The sequence below is a fragment of the Enterobacter sp. B79-1 genome, assembly GCF_057444735.1.
Genome location: NZ_JBYAZJ010000001.1, coordinates 223,451 through 239,985, shown reverse-complemented (window position 1 = coordinate 239,985; position 16,535 = coordinate 223,451). Strand labels below are relative to the sequence as shown.

At 50.1% G+C, this 16,535-nt stretch carries 21 protein-coding genes and 1 pseudogene; 12 read left to right on the top strand and 10 right to left on the bottom strand.

The window, feature by feature from the left end:
- Window positions 1–17: 17 nt before the first annotated feature.
- Window positions 18–251, bottom strand: a complete 234-nt coding sequence (locus AC2T6E_RS01190) for a hypothetical protein (RefSeq protein ID WP_048979563.1) — start codon at window positions 249–251, stop codon at window positions 18–20.
- 152 nt (window positions 252–403) lie between these two features.
- On the opposite strand from AC2T6E_RS01190, the gene AC2T6E_RS01185 reads away from it, so the two are divergent.
- Both AC2T6E_RS01185 and lpxP read left to right on the top strand, forming a co-directional pair.
- Window positions 404–580 carry a YnfU family zinc-binding protein gene (locus AC2T6E_RS01185; RefSeq protein ID WP_213730113.1) on the top strand — a complete coding sequence of 59 codons (177 nt, stop codon included), beginning with the start codon at window positions 404–406 and terminating at the stop codon, window positions 578–580.
- A gap of 540 nt (window positions 581–1,120) precedes the next feature.
- On the top strand, window positions 1,121–2,029 hold the full coding sequence (gene lpxP / locus AC2T6E_RS01180) for a kdo(2)-lipid IV(A) palmitoleoyltransferase (RefSeq protein WP_486690259.1): 909 nt from the start codon (window positions 1,121–1,123) through the stop codon (window positions 2,027–2,029).
- Window positions 2,030–2,355: 326 nt separating this feature from the next.
- Here lpxP and AC2T6E_RS01175 read toward each other — a convergent pair whose 3' ends face one another.
- The 5 genes from AC2T6E_RS01175 to AC2T6E_RS01155 form a co-directional block, all read right to left on the bottom strand.
- Window positions 2,356–2,574, bottom strand: coding sequence for a hypothetical protein (locus AC2T6E_RS01175; RefSeq protein ID WP_047647982.1), 219 nt, complete (start codon window positions 2,572–2,574; stop codon window positions 2,356–2,358).
- 119 nt (window positions 2,575–2,693) lie between these two features.
- Complete coding sequence (locus tag AC2T6E_RS01170; protein ID WP_089600764.1) at window positions 2,694–3,380, bottom strand: replication protein P; 687 nt, start codon at window positions 3,378–3,380, stop codon at window positions 2,694–2,696.
- Entirely contained in the window at window positions 3,377–4,294 is a 918-nt protein-coding gene (locus tag AC2T6E_RS01165; RefSeq protein WP_316468147.1) for a replication protein, read from the bottom strand. The genes AC2T6E_RS01170 and AC2T6E_RS01165 overlap by 4 nt, the downstream gene beginning before the upstream one ends.
- A gap of 84 nt (window positions 4,295–4,378) precedes the next feature.
- On the bottom strand, window positions 4,379–4,930 hold the full coding sequence (locus tag AC2T6E_RS01160; RefSeq protein WP_089600767.1) for a toxin YdaT family protein: 552 nt from the start codon (window positions 4,928–4,930) through the stop codon (window positions 4,379–4,381).
- 2 nt (window positions 4,931–4,932) lie between these two features.
- Entirely contained in the window at window positions 4,933–5,160 is a 228-nt protein-coding gene (locus tag AC2T6E_RS01155; RefSeq protein WP_022651300.1) for a transcriptional regulator, read from the bottom strand.
- A 99-nt stretch (window positions 5,161–5,259) separates the two neighbouring features.
- Between AC2T6E_RS01155 and AC2T6E_RS01150 the strand changes: the two genes are divergently transcribed.
- Window positions 5,260–5,652: a helix-turn-helix domain-containing protein gene (locus tag AC2T6E_RS01150; RefSeq protein WP_022651301.1), complete on the top strand. Its 393-nt coding sequence runs from the start codon at window positions 5,260–5,262 to the stop codon at window positions 5,650–5,652.
- A 405-nt stretch (window positions 5,653–6,057) separates the two neighbouring features.
- Window positions 6,058–6,255 (top strand): hypothetical protein, encoded by a 198-nt coding sequence (locus AC2T6E_RS01145; RefSeq protein WP_020882489.1) that lies wholly within the window; start codon window positions 6,058–6,060, stop codon window positions 6,253–6,255.
- Here AC2T6E_RS01145 and AC2T6E_RS01140 read toward each other — a convergent pair.
- A complete protein-coding gene (locus AC2T6E_RS01140; protein ID WP_071605447.1) occupies window positions 6,242–6,451 on the bottom strand; it encodes a hypothetical protein in 210 nt (69 codons plus the stop codon). The two genes, AC2T6E_RS01145 and AC2T6E_RS01140, sit on opposite strands and share 14 nt — an antisense overlap.
- An 81-nt stretch (window positions 6,452–6,532) precedes the next feature.
- Between AC2T6E_RS01140 and AC2T6E_RS01135 the strand changes: the two are divergent.
- From AC2T6E_RS01135 to ttcA, 8 genes and pseudogenes are all read left to right on the top strand, one after another.
- Window positions 6,533–6,655, top strand: a pseudogene (locus AC2T6E_RS01135) (hypothetical protein); the annotation flags it as partial.
- Window positions 6,648–6,812, top strand: a complete 165-nt coding sequence (locus tag AC2T6E_RS01130) for a YdaE family protein (protein ID WP_429165746.1) — start codon at window positions 6,648–6,650, stop codon at window positions 6,810–6,812. The pseudogene AC2T6E_RS01135 and the gene AC2T6E_RS01130, both read left to right, overlap by 8 nt.
- Before the next feature lie 140 nt (window positions 6,813–6,952).
- Entirely contained in the window at window positions 6,953–9,643 is a 2,691-nt protein-coding gene (locus AC2T6E_RS01125) for a RecE family exodeoxyribonuclease (protein ID WP_429165744.1), read from the top strand.
- Window positions 9,644–9,652: 9 nt separating this feature from the next.
- Window positions 9,653–10,738, top strand: coding sequence for a RecT family recombinase (locus tag AC2T6E_RS01120; RefSeq protein WP_429165743.1), 1,086 nt, complete (start codon window positions 9,653–9,655; stop codon window positions 10,736–10,738).
- Window positions 10,739–10,776: 38 nt separating this feature from the next.
- Window positions 10,777–11,019 (top strand): DUF4060 family protein, encoded by a 243-nt coding sequence (locus AC2T6E_RS01115; protein WP_020882485.1) that lies wholly within the window; start codon window positions 10,777–10,779, stop codon window positions 11,017–11,019.
- Window positions 11,020–11,083: 64 nt separating this feature from the next.
- Window positions 11,084–11,296 carry an excisionase family protein gene (gene xisR / locus AC2T6E_RS01110; RefSeq protein WP_014884030.1) on the top strand — a complete coding sequence of 71 codons (213 nt, stop codon included), beginning with the start codon at window positions 11,084–11,086 and terminating at the stop codon, window positions 11,294–11,296.
- 1 nt (window position 11,297) lies between these two features.
- Window positions 11,298–12,536 carry an Arm DNA-binding domain-containing protein gene (locus AC2T6E_RS01105; protein ID WP_429165741.1) on the top strand — a complete coding sequence of 413 codons (1,239 nt, stop codon included), beginning with the start codon at window positions 11,298–11,300 and terminating at the stop codon, window positions 12,534–12,536.
- Between the two features lie 49 nt (window positions 12,537–12,585).
- Window positions 12,586–13,521, top strand: coding sequence for a tRNA 2-thiocytidine(32) synthetase TtcA (gene ttcA, locus AC2T6E_RS01100; RefSeq protein WP_214598523.1), 936 nt, complete (start codon window positions 12,586–12,588; stop codon window positions 13,519–13,521).
- Between the two features lie 41 nt (window positions 13,522–13,562).
- On the opposite strand, the gene dbpA is transcribed toward ttcA, so the two are convergent.
- The 3 genes from dbpA to zntB form a co-directional block, all read right to left on the bottom strand.
- The gene (gene dbpA, locus AC2T6E_RS01095; protein WP_320744066.1) at window positions 13,563–14,936 is read right to left on the bottom strand and encodes an ATP-dependent RNA helicase DbpA; all 1,374 of its coding nucleotides are present in this window, start codon (window positions 14,934–14,936) and stop codon (window positions 13,563–13,565) included.
- A gap of 27 nt (window positions 14,937–14,963) precedes the next feature.
- Window positions 14,964–15,140: a proline-rich small protein YnaL gene (ynaL, locus tag AC2T6E_RS01090; protein WP_010431564.1), complete on the bottom strand. Its 177-nt coding sequence runs from the start codon at window positions 15,138–15,140 to the stop codon at window positions 14,964–14,966.
- Window positions 15,141–15,419: 279 nt separating this feature from the next.
- Entirely contained in the window at window positions 15,420–16,403 is a 984-nt protein-coding gene (zntB, locus tag AC2T6E_RS01085) for a zinc transporter ZntB (protein WP_108417755.1), read from the bottom strand.
- Window positions 16,404–16,535 lie beyond the last annotated feature (132 nt).

Sequence of the window (16,535 nt, the reverse complement as noted above, 5' to 3'; positions counted from 1 at the left end):
GGGATCTTAAGAGCGCATTAACGCCTACCGTTAATGCGCTGATTGTCTCTAAGCACTTCAATCGCAGTCTGCATAGCAACTTGATCATCACGTCTTTTTTGCTTACCTTGCATGACTTGAAGATACTCGAGCAAGGTCCGTGTATTAATCGGCCTTCCCTGTTTACCCACAGCAAGCACTGCTTCACCTAAAATAATTTTTACTGGCGGCAACTGCGCTGGGTACCAGTCAAGAGTGTCTTCTGATTTCATCATAAATTTCTCATGGAAGGATATTGTAACATAAATCAAACTGTTGCTTTCTAAAAGCTCATATTTTATTCAGCAATAAATATTCATAACTTAACCCGACAATTTATATTTTAAAGCGTATAATAAATATTATATTTTTCAGAGGTTATTTTATGTCATTTACAGAGGGACTTAGACATTTTAAAGAAAGACCGGTCCATGTTGCTTGCCCGGTATGCGCATACAGAGCCAATCAGAAAGCAGGTAAACTAAGAAAAAATGCTGTTCTGGAATGTCCTGCCTGCGGACTGTTGTTCAGGCCATCAGAATGCTGGTGCATCGGCGGCTGAACAGTTCCTGCAACTTAACTGATATCTGTAAATGCCAACATTCCTTTTATAGTATAGTGGTAGAGGGCATTATGATGAAAGATAAAAAATCTGTTTTTATTGAAGGAGATATACTTTCGAACAGCTGTCATGGACAGATCGGTCAACATTTCTATATCCACAGAGTGAAATTTAGCAATGGTAAATATGCAATTGTTCGGGAAGCATCAGGGATATGTTTCAAGCCAGGCGAAGTTATTCAACGAAATGATTGCTATTGGTTTTATAACTTAATCCCAATTCGTCTTCTATCTTTTGAGTATGTTGGGGAGGATGAATCCAGAAGGCAATTCCTCGAATATCGTTAATAACCCATTGAGTCTTATAGAAAAAGAATTTTTTTCGCCTCACTAAACCATTTAGTGAGCATCCACTCCCACACGCAATCTGTCCCCCTGAATTCAGAAAAAAACTCAATTATCTAAATGAAACGTTCCGCTGAAAAACAAATTCTTCAAATTATCCATGTGCATTACAACCTTCATTAGCTTAGGGAAATTTATGTCACAACTCTTTACATACAAATTACTTCATCCCCGCCACTGGTTTTCCTGGGCAGGCTTGGCACTTCTGTGGGTTATAGTCCAACTTCCTTATCCGGTTTTATATACTCTTGGTTCCGGTCTTGGAAAAATCTCCAGGCCCTTTTTAAAACGTAGAGAAAGTATAGCGGTTAGGAATATTGAACTCTGTTTTCCCGATATGACTCCGATTGCCCGAAGCCAGATGATAAATAATAACTTTGTTTCTCTCGGGCTGGGACTGATGGAAACTGGCATGGCCTGGTTCTGGAGCGATGCGAGAGTCAAAAAGTGGTTTGACGTAGAAGGGATTGAAAACTTGGTTAACGCAACCGGAGGGGTAATGGTTGTCGGGATTCATTTCATGTCGCTTGAACTATGCGGAAGAGTAATGGGGTTATGCCATCCAATGATGGCAACATATCGGCCGCACAACAATCCATTGATGGAATGGGTTCAGACAAAAGGACGTATGCGTTCAAATAAAGCTATGATTGATCGACGTAATCTATCTCGCTTAGTTCATGCACTCAAGGCCGGTGAAGCTGTGTGGTTTGCACCAGATCAGGATTACGGGCCTAAGGGGAGCGTTTTCGCACCCTTTTTCTCGGTAAAAAAAGCAGCCACAACGAACGGAACGTACGCACTTTCAAAACTCGCTGGAGCAAATTTGATCACACTTAGCATGATTCGACGGAGCGATAAAAAAGGTTATCATATGTATATCAGTAATCCATTGTTAGGATATCCGGAGGACGATAATATCGCTGCAGCTGCTTATATGAATAAAATCATCGAGCGTGAAATCCTCCGCGCCCCTGAGCAATACCTGTGGATGCATCGAAGGTTCAAAACGCGCCCAGAAGGAGAAGACTCTTTATACAAATGAATTTTTCACAGAATTATTCAAATGATTGTCCAGTGGACCTTTCTCAACACCACTCGCACCTCATGCTAGCTTTCATCCGTTCATATTCCGTCCTTAGCAGTTCAGAGGTGTAGGATCCAATAGAGCGGCCAAAGCTAGGATTTCGTACTGCCTAATCCTCAAGATAAAAAAGGTACCATGGGAAAAGTGATTAATATGATTGAGTTATTAGACAACTATTTCTCCGCGCATCACTCAGTCAGCATCAGTCACTTCAGCTACGCTTTATGTGTTCAGCAATGAGCATGTGGTATAAAAAATCTCTTTCGGCTCAATAGCAGTAGCGCTCACGCTTGCATCCCCTTTCCCCTTGCCAGGTTGATTCTGTCAACGCATTCCCTCAATGCTTTGACTTGCTCCGAAGAGAGTTCAGTTTCATCAATTGTGGCCAGAAGCGCGTTGAGGGAGCGCTCAATATCGTTTTTAGTCAACCGTAAACAGATTACCTTAACCCAACGTGGCGAGAACTTGCTGAGGCCGATTGCTCTTGTGATTCGTAATTTCATGCCATGCCTCTTTGTCGCCAGAGGAGGCGACTTGTAACTTGTTTATAACACGTTGTGGAAACAAAGCCTTCTACTCATTCGCTGTATGGTACGAATCTGAAGAATCTTTGCTCGCACAGTTAAACTCTCCCTTCATCTTTTAGGCGCGCGTATTTAGCCTTCAGAAGTTCAGCTGGCGTTGGCCCCCTCGGAGCCACTGGTGCTGCCAACGCACGACGAACAGGCGGGATTGGTTTCCCGGCCAGCACCCGCTTTTCCCACATATCCAGAATGTCGCTGGCTTCGCGCTCTAGTTCTTTGTGGCTCAACTGGCCATCGGTTCCGCGGCGCCGCAGTTCAAGGCAAATGTGGTAATAAACCGGCTTTGGCCACGGATATAGCTCGCTGCTCGGGTACCGGAAAACCAGCTTCCTCCACTTCCAGTATTCAGCCATGACGTCAGCAGTGGTGATCCCCAGTACGCAGCGCCCTTCCCTGCACCACTTGATGAACTGGCCTGGCGAAGGCAGAAATGGACGCTCCTGTCGGCGTACCATGCGCATACCAGCTTCAACTTGCTCAATGGTATTAATCCCGTTTTCTTTAAAGGCCAGCACCCATTGCCGGCGGATCTCGTTCACGTCTTCCTGGCTGCGATTAACCAGGCTTGCCGGAAACGCGGCCGCAAGCTGTACGAATAACCCGTTAATAATCTGCGCCACCTGCTGCGTTTGTTCGCGTTCGGTGTACTGCTCAGGCATGTTGTGTGCCACGCGGCGAGCCTGTTCCCGGTCAAAATTGCGAATGCTCTCGGCTAGGTTTTTCATTCCAGCACCCCTTCAATCCAGTCGGTGTTGTGCAGGTCGATGCCGCCCCGGGAAGATTTTGCCGTTCCGGTTGCGCGCAGCCGTTTGGTGGTGAGCTGATCCCACTGCTTTCGCAGACTTGAGGGGCTCAGGATGTTGTCTTTCCAGAACTCGTCCCGGTTAGCCCACTGGAACAAATCACAGATTTCGTAGTGAGTACGATTGTCCTGGACACGCATCAGCCTGATGGTGTTTGCCCATTCAGCCCAGTTGGGTTCAGATAGCGATGCGTTGACGGTAAGAAGCCTGTCGTAAATCCAGCGCGCAGCCTTAAGGTCGTCAGCGGATCCCCATGATTTACCTGCCGGGGTGTATATCCCGTCGGCAGCTTCTGGATGGCGTGAGAGAAACTTTTGAGTTTTCTGGTTTCGGGATTCGTCAGAATTCCGAGACGAGGATATTTTAATATTGTTCTTGTTATAGTCTTGGGTGTCTACCGTTTCCGGGAAGGTTTTTCCCGTTTTCGGTAACACTTTTCCCGATTTCGGGAAGACTTTTCCCGTTTTCGGTTTGTCTAAAATCCAGGCGGAAAGGTCAGTATTTATACCGACCGTTTTCATCACGCCCTGTTTCTGACTGAAGATAATTTTGCGTTCTGCGAGCGATTTGAGCGCATCCGAAACATGCGAATCACTCAACCCTGTAAGCTCGGCAATCACCGTGTTCGTAACGCGGTCCTGTTTCTTGTTCCAGCCGTAGGTAAGCCAGATCACCGCTTCAAAACACTGCCACTCCCGGCCTGACATTCTCAGACGAGGCTTAAGCTGTTGGATCTCGTTAGCGACCTTGGTATACCCGTTCGACAGGTCGGCCATACGACCTCCCGGTTGTTCGGTTCTGTGGGAGAAATTGATAATTTCAGCTGTATTTGACATACTTAGCTCCGCAATTACACTCCGTTTTTGCACCTGAAAGCCGTTGGTGTTCGAGCACCGCGGCTTTCGCCTTTTCTGAAGTCTTCACATTGCCCCCAGCATGGTTGTGACCATCGCCAGCAGAGGTGCCGTAAGGTCAGGATCGACTCTGAACATTTCGAAAATCCCCTCGCCTAACTCCTTCAGTTTTTCCTTTTTCGGTGCATCGAGCATCAGAGCTTGCTTCGCCTCACTTACCTCTTTTTCCAACCTGGCCATCCGGTAGGCAAACGAGTCGTTCTTTACGACACGGTCGCGGTATCGAAGCGGTAATACGGACATGATCGCTGGCATCAATTGTTCGACGTTCTTTCGGTACAATGCGGAGTCTTCTTTGTTGTCAAGCCAGCGGAACAGCTTCACGTTCCAGACATCGGCCTGGCCTGAGAAATCCACACCATCAAGTTGAAGTTCTTCCGCCGCTTCCTGGATTTGAAGCGCAACTGCTACGCGCCCTTCTACCGCTGCCCAGGCTCGGACCGCTGAGCAGATATCACGATGATCTATATCCTGGGCTGTCGATTCGCTTTGATGACACGTGAATATCAGTGGGTTAGAAGAAGCTCTGCTACTCTGTTGAAATGAAACAGTCTGCATGGTTAAGGCTCCTGTTTGGGTAAACCGTCTGTTGGGTTTGGGTAGAGATCTGGGCGCAGCTCGTGCGGAGTTACGCCGGTAACCCCATAAATTTGCAAAACTCGATCTGCCGGGACGACGCCCTGATATCGATTTCGCCAATGACTAACAGTCATGGCGCTTACGGTTAGCAGTTGGGCTAAGCGCGTAGCAGTTCCTGCTTTGGTAATTGCTTTATCAATTGCTTTCATAAATAGCTCCTGTAACAACAACACAATTAAACATATTGTTTATGTTTATGTCAACATTTTGAATATTGAGCTAATAAACATTTGGTTTAGAATTCGTCCATGAAAGAAAAAACTCATCAGATTAACCACCCACAAGTTCAGCGGCTTAACGAGGTTCTTGAGCTCAAGAAGTTGACCAAATCAGACATGGCCCGTATTTGTGGCGTCAGTGCTCAGTCGGTCAATAACTGGTTCGTTCGTGGGACAATTGGTAAAAGCTCAGCGATTAAGCTTGCGGATGCGCTTGGGGTGAGCCTTGAGTGGCTGCTTGGCCAAGATGTTGGCGAAAAAGATGGACTGAAGCCGGACGAACAACGCCTGTTGGAACTTTACCGTCAGCTTCCCGAGGAAGAGCAACAGAATATGCTTCGCATCTTTGCACTTCGCCTGAAAGAGCTGGACGAACTATATGATAAATATATGAAAGGCCGGATTCGTTCGCAGGATGACTGAGTACTCCTTTCAGCAATGATTCGTAAAGACCTACTATAAGAAATGGCCCTAAAGTGGCCTTTTTTTATGCCCCTCGAATAACTAGCACATCTTTTGTACTAAGCTCCCATTTCCCGGACTGCCAGCCCGTACCATTTCGTCGAATTTTTTTGCCTCCAAAGAACAAAATTTCACTCTCCATAAGCGCCATTTAAACATTTTGTTTATTTAAAATTACTCATTATGTTGGCTCAAGCTTAAACTTTGTGTTTAATCTAACTCACCAAGACGCACTACGAACCACCAAGGCAGGACGCCCACGAAGTAGCCGCCGATGGCATACGAATATTCGGATGAGGTGGAGAGATTAACGCGCATCAGGTGTAAACGTTCCGCTGGCCGGCGATAAGGCAAACGAGGGTGAGAATGATTGATGAAAAGAAAGTACAAAATGTTAAAGCGCCATTGCTAACTAGTAATAGCAAAGTGATTCAAGCCGCAGACGCTGCACTTACAGCTTTGAACAAGTCGTTTGATGACGTTATTGAGAAAGACTACTGGCTTGCAGAAAAGATGAAAAAGGCAGCACTAGAGGCCGCCCTTGCGTCAATTACCATTTTATAGGGATATCAAAAGGTTCTGGTCGTTCAGAATTGTATTGCTCTTCAGCTGCATTACGGCATTCAGGAAGCAATTCTGAGACACGTTTAATCAGAGCTTCAGGTGAAGTGATTGCAGGATCTTTTGCTGCAAGTGCTAAAGCCAAATCGTAAGCGACAGACTCTTGATCTCTTTTATCCTGAAAAACGTTGAAAGACATGATTTTTCCTTTGCTGGCTGTGTGAGAACTTCCAGCATACCACCGAGCCTGAAGTGGTGAAAAGACAGGCGTAAATGAGGGGTGAGAATGATTGATTTCGCACGCAAACCAGGACGGCAGCAGGCAGTAAAGCTGAACTTCTTCGAGGTGATACTTCGCCGCTTGTGCTACCTGCTGGCGCAAAAGGGGAATCCAGATGTGTAGCTCAACGAAATGCGGGTACTGCGGCAAGCCGGTTAAACCGGGGGAAGTAGTCAAAAGTACCCTTCTCTATCGCAACGGCTCACGGCTGGCGCGCAAAGAAAAAGAATACTGCTCTGAACGTTGTGCTTCGTACGACCAGATGGCCCACGAGTCATAACGTAAAAGCCGCGCAAGGCGGCCCGTACGTCCGGTGCTCCCGACCAAAGTTACACCGGAAAACTACTTAAAAAACCAAAGTTCACCCAATGGGCGCTATCTCTGGCCCGGGGATCTTACATCCAAAAAAGAGGATCTCACATGGAATTTTTCTATGTAGTTAAGGCTACGCAGAAATCTGGCAAAGAAGACGCAGTGATTTGGTTCACTGCTAAATCAGAAGCCCGTGCCAACCTGCAGCTCGATGTTGAGCTGGAAGATGCCGGTATTGAAACCGGCCGCGGTAAGGATTACACCAAACCTGTTCGCACCGATTTCCCGGTGTATAACGACCTCCCGGAAGAAAGTACCGTGGATTACACCTGGTGCAAACGCTACGAACTGGACGAAGACCAGCGTACGTGGAAAGTGAAGTTACAGCATGAAGATTCTTACCAGAACTCTTCTGAGCAGTCGACTTGCAGTATTACTGTTACCGACACAAAGATGCCTGAGCTGCTCACCGTTGCTACGCTCCCACTGCGTCAGCGCATTCTGGCTCAGTTCATTTCTGACGAGTACGCCTATCACATCGACACTGAGCAGAAGAGAGAAATTCAGCAACTCGAGATGGATGTAGATAACAGCTACGTTCAAAACATGCTGCTCGCTGCAGAGAATGTCGATGCGTTCAAAAAAGCGACTGAATTCGAAATTGCCCGGGTTGTTGAGGCTCTGAAGACTGTCTTCCCATTAGACGGGAAACGGACAGAGTTATCGCTGGTAATTCATTTCTTTAAGACCTGGTTCAACATTGAGCATATCGATCGCGGCATTCTCGTGCGCGAATGGGCTAACGGTAATCGCATCAGTAATGTTCAGCGCACTGATTCTGGTACCAATGCAGACGGCGGCCATGTAACGGATCGCGGCGAAGGCGCGCACCACACTCTGGACACTCTCGATCTTGAGATCGCATGCGCCCTGCTGCCTATGGATTTCCATCACTTTGAAATCCCATCAAGCGTTTTACGTCGCGCCAAAGAAATCGTGGGGAAGAAAGAAGAGCCATGGAAGTCATGGAGCGCCATCCTGCGTAATCAGCCCGGCGTACTGGAGGTGAACCGTGCGGCAATCTTCAATCTGATCCGCATAGCGCCGGAAAACATCTACCACACGCCAGCGGCTCATCTTGAGTTTGTGAATAAAACCATGACTGCTGAGTTTAACTCTGCAGTGGAGCTACTGCCGTTGCCTACCCCTGCAGTTGAGACTGAAGCCCCAGGTGAACAACCGCAGGTTGAAAATCTCGGCAGCGGCGTGTTCTCCATCGATGGCCTGATGGGTGGAAATACCGAACCGGTCGTCAATACCTCCTCAAATGAAGTCGAAAAAACGAAAAACGCAGCGGAGACCACCAGCGATGTGCAGATGGAAACGGCTAAGCCAGAGAAAGACGAAGATGTTGGTTCGGTACCACCAAGCGAAAGCACTGATGCAGCTAATACGCAGACAGATTCCTTAGCGCCGGAAGATCAGCAGTCAGAGCCCGTAATCGAATACCCGGCTTACTTCGAGCCTGGCCGCTACGAAGGTCTGCCGAATCATGTTTATCACGCAGCAAACGGTATTAGCTCAACCCAGGTAAAAGATGCCCGCGTTAGCCTGATGTACTTCAACGCGCGCCATGTGGCTAAAACCATCCCGCGAACAGCATCCAAAGTGCTGGATATGGGAAATCTGGTGCACGCTCTTGCACTGCAACCGGAAAACATCGAAGCAGAGTTTAGCGTAGAACCTGAGATCCCGGAGGGTGCTTTCACCACCACCGCAACCCTGCGCGAGTTCATTGACGCGTACAACGCCAGCCTGCCGGCGCTGCTGAGCGCCGACGAGATTAAAGCGTTGCTTGAAGAACATAACGCATCCCTTCCCGCTCAAGTGCCGCTTGGCGGCAGCCTGGAAGAAACGGCTCAAAGCTATATGGTTCTCCCTGCTGAGTTCCAGCGTATTGAAGAAGGCCAGAAGCAGACAGCAACGGCAATGAAGGCATGCATCAAAGAGTACAACGCTACCCTGCCGCCGCAGGTGAAAACAAACGGTAGCCGCGACGCGCTGCTCGAACAATTAGCGATCATCAATCCTGATTTGGTGGCACAAGAAGCGCAGAAACCTACACCGCTGAAAGTGTCTGGTACTAAAGCAGACATGATCCAGGCAGTTAAATCAGTTAAGCCCGATGCCATGTTCGCCGACGAATTGCTGGATGCCTGGCGCGACAACCCTGGCGAAAAGATTTTGGTTACCCGCCAGCAGTTGGCCACAGCGCGAGCAATTCAGTCTGCACTCCTGGCGCACCCGACCGCCGGCATGCTGCTGACACATCCAAGCCGCGCCGTTGAAGTGAGCTACTTCGGTTTTGACGACGAAACAGGTTTAGAAGTACGTGTACGTCCGGACCTTGAAATTGAACTGGACGGCGTGCGCATCGGTGCGGACCTGAAAACCATCAGCATGTGGAATGTGAAGCAAGAAAGCCTTCGCGCCAGGCTACACCGGGAAATCATAGACCGTGACTACCACCTTAGCGCGGCAATGTATTGCGAGACCGCTGCGCTGGACCAGTTCTTCTGGATTTTCGTCAACAAAGACGAGAACTACCACTGGATCGCCATCATTGAGGCGTCCACCGAACTGCTGGAACTGGGCATGCTCGAGTACCGCAAAACGATGCGCGCCATCGCAATCGGATTCGACACGGGCGAATGGCCAGCGCCGATCACTACCGATTACACCGATGAACTGAACGACTTCGACCTGCGCCGCCTCGAAGCGCTGCGCGCTCAGGCTTAAGGGGGATTTATGCATAACACAAACGTTACCGTTGCTGACCAGAACACCGTTATTAACTCTAATGTGGCTCTGTTTGATTCCCAGTATCTGAATGCCATCAGCACGTTTGCGCAGATCATGGCGCAGGGCACCGCTACAGTTCCTAAGCATCTGCAGGGCAATCAGGCTGACTGCATGGCTGTAGCGATGCAAGCGGCACAGTGGCAGATGAATCCCTTTGCCGTGGCGCAGAAGACGCACCTGATTAACGGTGTGCTCGGGTATGAAGCGCAGCTGGTTAATGCCGTCATTTCACGAAGCGGCGTGCTGGCCAGCCGCTTTGAATATGAATGGTACGGGCCATGGGAAAAGGTTGTTGGGAAATTCCATATCCGTAAAGGCGACAAAGGCGAGTACCGGGTCCCTGGCTGGACCCTGGCTGACGAAGCCGGAATCGGCATCATCATCCGCGCAACGCTTAAAGGTGAGGATCAGCCGAGAGAACTCGATTTGCTGCTGGCTCAGGCCCGTACCCGAAATTCTACCCTTTGGGCAGACGATCCTCGCCAGCAACTGGCGTACCTGGCCGTCAAACGCTGGGCGAGACTGTTCTGCCCGGATGTGATTCTGGGCGTTTACACCCCTGATGAGCTGGATGATCGACGAGAAGAACGAGAGGTAAACCCGGCACCGGCGCAGCACGTTAGCCTTGCAGACATTTCAGGTGACAACGTCACTACCACTCAAACGGCTCAGGAATCAGCTCAAAACGTCGATGCACTTGCTGATGATTTTCGTGACCGCATCGAGGCGGCTCAGGATGTGGATAGCGCTAAAGCTCTGCGCGCAGATATTGAAACCGTGAAAGCAACGCTGGGTTCTGCCCTGTTCACTGAGCTGAAAAACAAGGCCGTGAAGCGTTATTACCTTGTTGATGCACGGAACAAAGTCGAAGCAGCCATCAATTCCTTGCCATCTTCAGATGAACCCGATGCAGCTGCGCGGTTCGCAGAGGTAGAGCGCGTTCTTGCATCGTCGAAACGCCATCTGGGCGACGAACTGCATGGTCAGTTCAGCATCACCTTGGCGGATATGAAACCGGAATACGTGGACTAACGAGATCGGGAGGGGAAACCCTCCCTCAAGGAGAAGAAATGCGACTGATTAATCGAGGCAGTAAGCAATCCCCTTTGGCTCGCCAGGCATGTGAAATCGCACTCGCAGCCCACCAGCAAAGATACGGCGACTATGGGCGCAGCAAGATGAAAGAGACCTATACGGTGAGAGTGGAAGGCGTGAAGGTCTGGGTTGAAGTGGTCAACTGCAAGGCAAGCTACGTGGCCACAGCAATGACCGGCATGCGCCGACTGCGTTCCCTGCCCGGCCAGGCAAACTGAAACTGAAATATCAACGACTACAGACCGGCATATCTATACTCATGCCGGTTACCTGAGGTGAACCATGTCGCAGGTGATTTTTAACGAAGAATGGGTTGTTGGCGCAAGACTCACAGAAAAAACAGGCCTGACCGAACGACAGATTGAGAAGTATCGCCAGGGCTGTTGGGTGGAAGGTGTCCATTTTAAACGGGTTTCTCCTTCCGGAGAAAAAACCTTGCGTGGCACAACCTGGTACAACTATCCGAGAATTAATCAGTTAATAAGGGATGCGTAAGATGGCAGCTTTGCCTACAGGTGTCGAAATCAGAAACAATAAGATTTGTATCTGGTTTATGTACCGGGGAAAGCGTTGCCGCGAAATTCTCAAAGGTTGGATTAACACCCCGGCGAACATCAAAAAAGCCGGGAACCTTCGGGCTGTGATTGTTAGCGAAATCAACCTTGGAGAGTTTGATTACAACCAGCGCTTTCCTTCATCATCCAGAGCAAAAAAAACCGTAACCACTGTTTCAGTTCAAACCTTTTCAGAGCTGTGTGAACTGTGGACGAGCATTAAAGAAACCGAAATTAGCGCGAATACCATGCGTAAGACGCGCTCACAACTCGGTACGTTAATGCATATCATCAACGGAGATACGCCTGTTTCAACTATACGCCACAGCGACATTCTGAAATACAGAAAGGAGCTGTTGAACGGTGAGACACTTTACCTGGCAAATCCCAGAAGCAACAAACAGGGACGCACTGTGCGTACCGTGAACAACTATATATCGCTTCTATGCTCCCTGCTTCGGTTTGCACACAAATCTGGCTTTATCAGTAGCAAACCCTTTGAAGGGATCAAGAAACTACACAAAGGGAAAGTAAAACCGGATCCTTTAACGAAGCAGGAGTTTAGTTTTCTCTCGAAATCCGAGCGTGGCCAAAGCCTCAATATGTGGACGTTCGCTGTTTATACTGGTGTGCGTCACGGAGAGCTCGCAGCTCTTGCCTGGGAAGATATCGATTGGGAAAAAGGCACGGCTCATATACAGCGCAATCTTAATGCCTTGGGCATGTTCGGCCCACCAAAAACCGAAGCAGGTAACCGGGTTATAACCCTTTTAGAGCCGGCACTTGAAGCCTTGAAAGCACAGCGCAAGCTAACAGCGCTGCAGCCTAAAACCGAAATTGTCTTTAATCATCGCGAGTATGGCGCAGTGGAACATCAAAGCCTGCGTTTCGTTTTCATACCCCGGATGCGCAAAGGAGAACAGAAAGCCTACTACTCTTTATCGAGTATCGGTGCGAGATTCAACGCAGCTGTAAAACGTGCTGGTATTCGCCGCCGGAATCCGTACCATACGCGGCATACTTTTGCCTGCTGGCTTTTATCTGCCGGCGCTAACCCGTCTTTCATAGCCAGCCAGATGGGGCATGAAAACGCGCAAATGGTTTATGAAGTCTACGGTGCGTGGATTGAAGAAATGAATGGCGAACAGGTGCTGATGCTTAACGATAAGCTGGCACGCTGAAAAATTTTTGCCCCTATTATGCCCCTATTGGCTCCGAAGGTAGTAATAAATGCAAGAAAATCAATCAAATACAAAGAAAGAGCAATACAACCTGAACAAGCTGCAAAAGCGTTTGCGCCGTAACGTGGGCGAAGCCATTGCGGACTTCAACATGATTGAAGAAGGCGACCGCATCATGGTTTGTCTGTCAGGGGGTAAAGACAGCTACACCATGCTGGAGATCTTGCGTAATCTTCAGCAAAGCGCACCGGTGAATTTTTCCCTGGTGGCGGTGAATCTCGACCAGAAACAGCCAGGCTTCCCTGAGCACATTCTGCCAGAGTATCTTGAAAATCTGGGTGTTGAGTACAAAATCGTCGAAGAAAACACCTACGGCATTGTTAAAGAGAAGATCCCGGAAGGGAAAACAACCTGCTCGCTGTGCTCTCGCTTACGCCGCGGGATCCTCTACCGTACCGCGACGGAGTTGGGCGCGACCAAAATTGCGCTCGGACATCACCGCGACGATATCCTGCAAACGCTGTTCCTGAACATGTTCTACGGCGGCAAGATGAAAGGCATGCCACCTAAGCTAATGAGCGATGACGGCAAACACATTGTCATCCGCCCCCTCGCCTACTGCCGTGAAAAAGACATTGAGCGTTTTTCTCAGGCTAAAGGTTTTCCGATCATTCCATGTAATCTCTGCGGCTCGCAGCCGAACCTGCAGCGTCAGGTGATTGGTGACATGCTGCGCGACTGGGACAAACGTTATCCGGGTCGGATCGAAACCATGTTCAGCGCGATGCAGAACGTCGTCCCTTCCCATCTCGCGGATGTAGAGTTATTCGACTTCAAAGGCATAAACCACGAATCAGAAGTGGTTAACGGTGGCGATCTGGCGTTTGACCGGGAAGAGATCCCAATGCAGCCTGCGGGCTGGCAGCCGGAAGAAGATGACAGTCAGTTAGAAGAACTGCGTTTGAATGTGCTGGAAGTGAAATAAAACGAAGCGTCTCAGAGAGATATCTGAGACGCTTTTTTCCGTTACTTCAGCAGACGAACGCGGCAGGCTTTGCCTTTAATTTTACCGTTTTGCAGCTGCTTCCAGGCTTTATGCGCCACCGACTGGCGAACTGCCACGTAAACGTGCGCCGGATGAACCGCAATCTTTCCGATATCCGCCCCGTCCAGACCGATATCTCCGGTCAGCGCCCCTAACACATCACCCGGACGCATCTTGGCTTTTTTGCCGCCGTCGATACACAGCGTCGCCATTTCAGCCTCCAGCGGGACAATGCTGATATTGCCGGGGGCATTCATCCAGTTCAGTTTAATCTGCAGCATTTCAGAAAGGATATTGGCGCGCTGCGCCTCTTCCGGCGCGCAGAAACTGATGGCGAGACCGCTGTTACCCGCACGCGCTGTACGACCAATACGATGGACGTGTACCTCGGGATCCCAGGCCAGTTCAAAGTTAACTACCAGCTCGAGCGATTTAATGTCCAGACCGCGGGCGGCAACGTCAGTCGCGACCAAAACGCGCGCACTGCCGTTAGCAAAACGCACCAGCGTCTGATCGCGGTCGCGCTGCTCCAAATCCCCATGCAATGACAGTGCGCTTTGACCAGCGGCATTCAGGGCATCGCAGACCGACTGACAATCCTTTTTAGTGTTGCAAAACACCACGCAGGAAGCAGGCTGATGCTGGCTCAGCAGCTTTTGCAGCAGCGAGATTTTGCCATGCTGCGACGTTTCAAAGAACTGCTGTTCGATGGCGGGCAGAGCGTCAACGCTATCAATTTCAATGGTCAACGGATTCTTCTGCACACGACCACTGATTGCCGCGATGGCTTCAGGCCAGGTCGCGGAGAACAACAGCGTCTGACGATCCTGCGGCGCAAAGCGGATCACCTCATCAATGGCATCGCTAAAGCCCATGTCGAGCATACGATCGGCTTCATCCATCACCAGCGTCTGCAGGGCATCAAGCGAAACCGTCCCTTTTTGCAGGTGATCGAGCAGGCGTCCCGGCGTGGCAACAATAATGTGCGGCGCATGCTGCAGAGAATCACGCTGTGCGCCAAAAGGCTGCCCGCCACAGAGGGTTAGAATTTTGGTGTTCGGCAGAAAACGTGCCAGACGGCGCAACTCTCCGGCGACCTGGTCCGCCAGTTCGCGGGTCGGACACAGAATCAGCGACTGCGTCTGGAATAACGCCGCATCAATATGCTGCAGCAGCCCGAGACCAAATGCAGCCGTTTTCCCACTGCCGGTTTTTGCCTGCACGCGTACGTCACGGCCTTCCAGGATGGCCGGCAGCGCAGCCGCCTGTACAGGGGTCATAGTGAGGTATCCCAACTCGTTAAGGTTATCAAGTTGGGCAGCAGGCAGAACGTTCAGGGTAGAAAAAGCGGTCACAGTATTCTCTCGTGGTCATCTTCGCAGTCAGATGGCGCGTATCCTCGCAGATATCAGGGTTGGATGCGACATTTTAATCGGTTCTTCATCAGGCGGCGGGTCCGGCATAGGCTGAGGACGCGGGATGGGATCGGGCATCGGCGTTGGGTCGGTAGGTACCGGATCGGACTGGCGTGTATTCATGAATTGCAGCGCGAGTAGCATGCTCATCTCTTCCTCCAGTTTTTTGTTGACCCTTTTAGGGTAGTCGCTGGGGAACGGCAGGCAAAAAAAAAGCCGACTATTAAGTCGGCGTCGTACGAATCAATTGTGCTATGCAGTAATTCAAAAAAAGGAAGTAAGACAATATGGAGCGCAACGCCCATCGCTTGACGTTGCATTCACCTGCGGGAGTAATATTGCACCTTGCGGGGTCGATGTTTATTGACTTCGCTCAATTAAAATGTCGTTTTGAAGCAATCTACTGACCCAAAAAGTGTAAATTTACAACCATTTACTGCGATGCAACCACCATGCAACACCACCAATCAAAACCACTAACATGACGCAAAAGGTCGTAAAACCATAGTGGTATTCTCCGCCGGGTATTCCGCCGAGATTGACGCCAAACAGCCCCGTCAGAAAAGTGCTGGGCAAAAAGACCATCGCCATGAGCGACATCGTATAAGTTCGTCTCGAGAGTGACTCCTGCATCACCTGGGCTATTTCGTCCGCCATTACCGCCGTTCGGGCAATACAGGAGTCGATCTCGTCCAGCCCTCGTCCGAGCCTGTCAGCAATGTCCTGCATTCGTCTACGCTGGTCATCGTTCATCCAGCTCAGCCGCTCGCTGGCCAGTCGCGCGTACACATCGCGCTGTGGCGTCATGTAGCGACGCATGACGATCAGCTGTTTGCGCAAAAGCGCCAGAAAACCGCGTGGGGGGATCTGCTGATCGAGCAGATTGTCCTCCAGATCGATAATCTTATCGTGCAGCTCTTCGATAAACTCGCTGGCATGATCGGTCAGGGCATCGCAGACGTCCACCAGCCAGCTGCCACAATCCGTCGGGCCCGTGCCCTCTTTCAGATCGTTAACCACGTCATCCAGCGCCAGCACCTTACGCTGCCGGGTGGAGACAATCATCCGCTCATCCATATAGAGGCGCATGGCAACCAGTTGGTCGGGACGTTCATCCGTGCTGCCATTAATGCAGCGCAGCGTAATTAATGTCCCCTCGCCCATTCTGCTGACGCGTGGCCTGAGGCTCTCTCCTGCGAGCGCATCACGCACGTTATTGGGTAAGAGCGGCGTCGATGCCAGCCACTGGGCACTGTCTGGATGGGTGTAGTTCAAATGCAGCCAGCAGGGATGTTCACTATCAATATCATCACTGTCTTCCAGCGGCCTCGCGCCACCACGGCCATCGAACACCCACGCAAAAACTGCGTCAGGCACGTTAATTTCGGACCCTTTAATGCTCTCCACAGCGCCTCCCGCTTTTCATCTTCACGGTGTCAGTCTAGCTTTCGTCCAGGCTTAAGCAATAGATATGTTCAGCATCGCGCTGAATGCGCTCAGGAATTGTACTTTTCGCATCAAAGAAAAAGCCTGGCAAGC

Coding starts and splice junctions, on each gene's coding strand:
- AC2T6E_RS01160 (WP_089600767.1), bottom strand. CDS start 4,930: ATGCAGACTGTTTCATTTCAACAGAGTAGCAGAGCTTCTTCTAACCCA.
- AC2T6E_RS01150 (WP_022651301.1), top strand. CDS start 5,260: ATGAAAGAAAAAACTCATCAGATTAACCACCCACAAGTTCAGCGGCTT.
- AC2T6E_RS01130 (WP_429165746.1), top strand. CDS start 6,648: ATGTGTAGCTCAACGAAATGCGGGTACTGCGGCAAGCCGGTTAAACCG.
- AC2T6E_RS01185 (WP_213730113.1), top strand. CDS start 404: ATGTCATTTACAGAGGGACTTAGACATTTTAAAGAAAGACCGGTCCAT.
- AC2T6E_RS01115 (WP_020882485.1), top strand. CDS start 10,777: ATGCGACTGATTAATCGAGGCAGTAAGCAATCCCCTTTGGCTCGCCAG.
- AC2T6E_RS01125 (WP_429165744.1), top strand. CDS start 6,953: ATGGAATTTTTCTATGTAGTTAAGGCTACGCAGAAATCTGGCAAAGAA.
- AC2T6E_RS01190 (WP_048979563.1), bottom strand. CDS start 251: ATGAAATCAGAAGACACTCTTGACTGGTACCCAGCGCAGTTGCCGCCA.
- ttcA (WP_214598523.1), top strand. CDS start 12,586: ATGCAAGAAAATCAATCAAATACAAAGAAAGAGCAATACAACCTGAAC.
- xisR (WP_014884030.1), top strand. CDS start 11,084: ATGTCGCAGGTGATTTTTAACGAAGAATGGGTTGTTGGCGCAAGACTC.
- ynaL (WP_010431564.1), bottom strand. CDS start 15,140: ATGCTACTCGCGCTGCAATTCATGAATACACGCCAGTCCGATCCGGTA.
- AC2T6E_RS01155 (WP_022651300.1), bottom strand. CDS start 5,160: ATGAAAGCAATTGATAAAGCAATTACCAAAGCAGGAACTGCTACGCGC.
- AC2T6E_RS01145 (WP_020882489.1), top strand. CDS start 6,058: ATGATTGATGAAAAGAAAGTACAAAATGTTAAAGCGCCATTGCTAACT.
- lpxP (WP_486690259.1), top strand. CDS start 1,121: ATGTCACAACTCTTTACATACAAATTACTTCATCCCCGCCACTGGTTT.
- AC2T6E_RS01170 (WP_089600764.1), bottom strand. CDS start 3,380: ATGAAAAACCTAGCCGAGAGCATTCGCAATTTTGACCGGGAACAGGCT.
- AC2T6E_RS01140 (WP_071605447.1), bottom strand. CDS start 6,451: ATGTCTTTCAACGTTTTTCAGGATAAAAGAGATCAAGAGTCTGTCGCT.
- AC2T6E_RS01120 (WP_429165743.1), top strand. CDS start 9,653: ATGCATAACACAAACGTTACCGTTGCTGACCAGAACACCGTTATTAAC.
- AC2T6E_RS01175 (WP_047647982.1), bottom strand. CDS start 2,574: ATGAAATTACGAATCACAAGAGCAATCGGCCTCAGCAAGTTCTCGCCA.
- AC2T6E_RS01165 (WP_316468147.1), bottom strand. CDS start 4,294: ATGTCAAATACAGCTGAAATTATCAATTTCTCCCACAGAACCGAACAA.
- AC2T6E_RS01105 (WP_429165741.1), top strand. CDS start 11,298: ATGGCAGCTTTGCCTACAGGTGTCGAAATCAGAAACAATAAGATTTGT.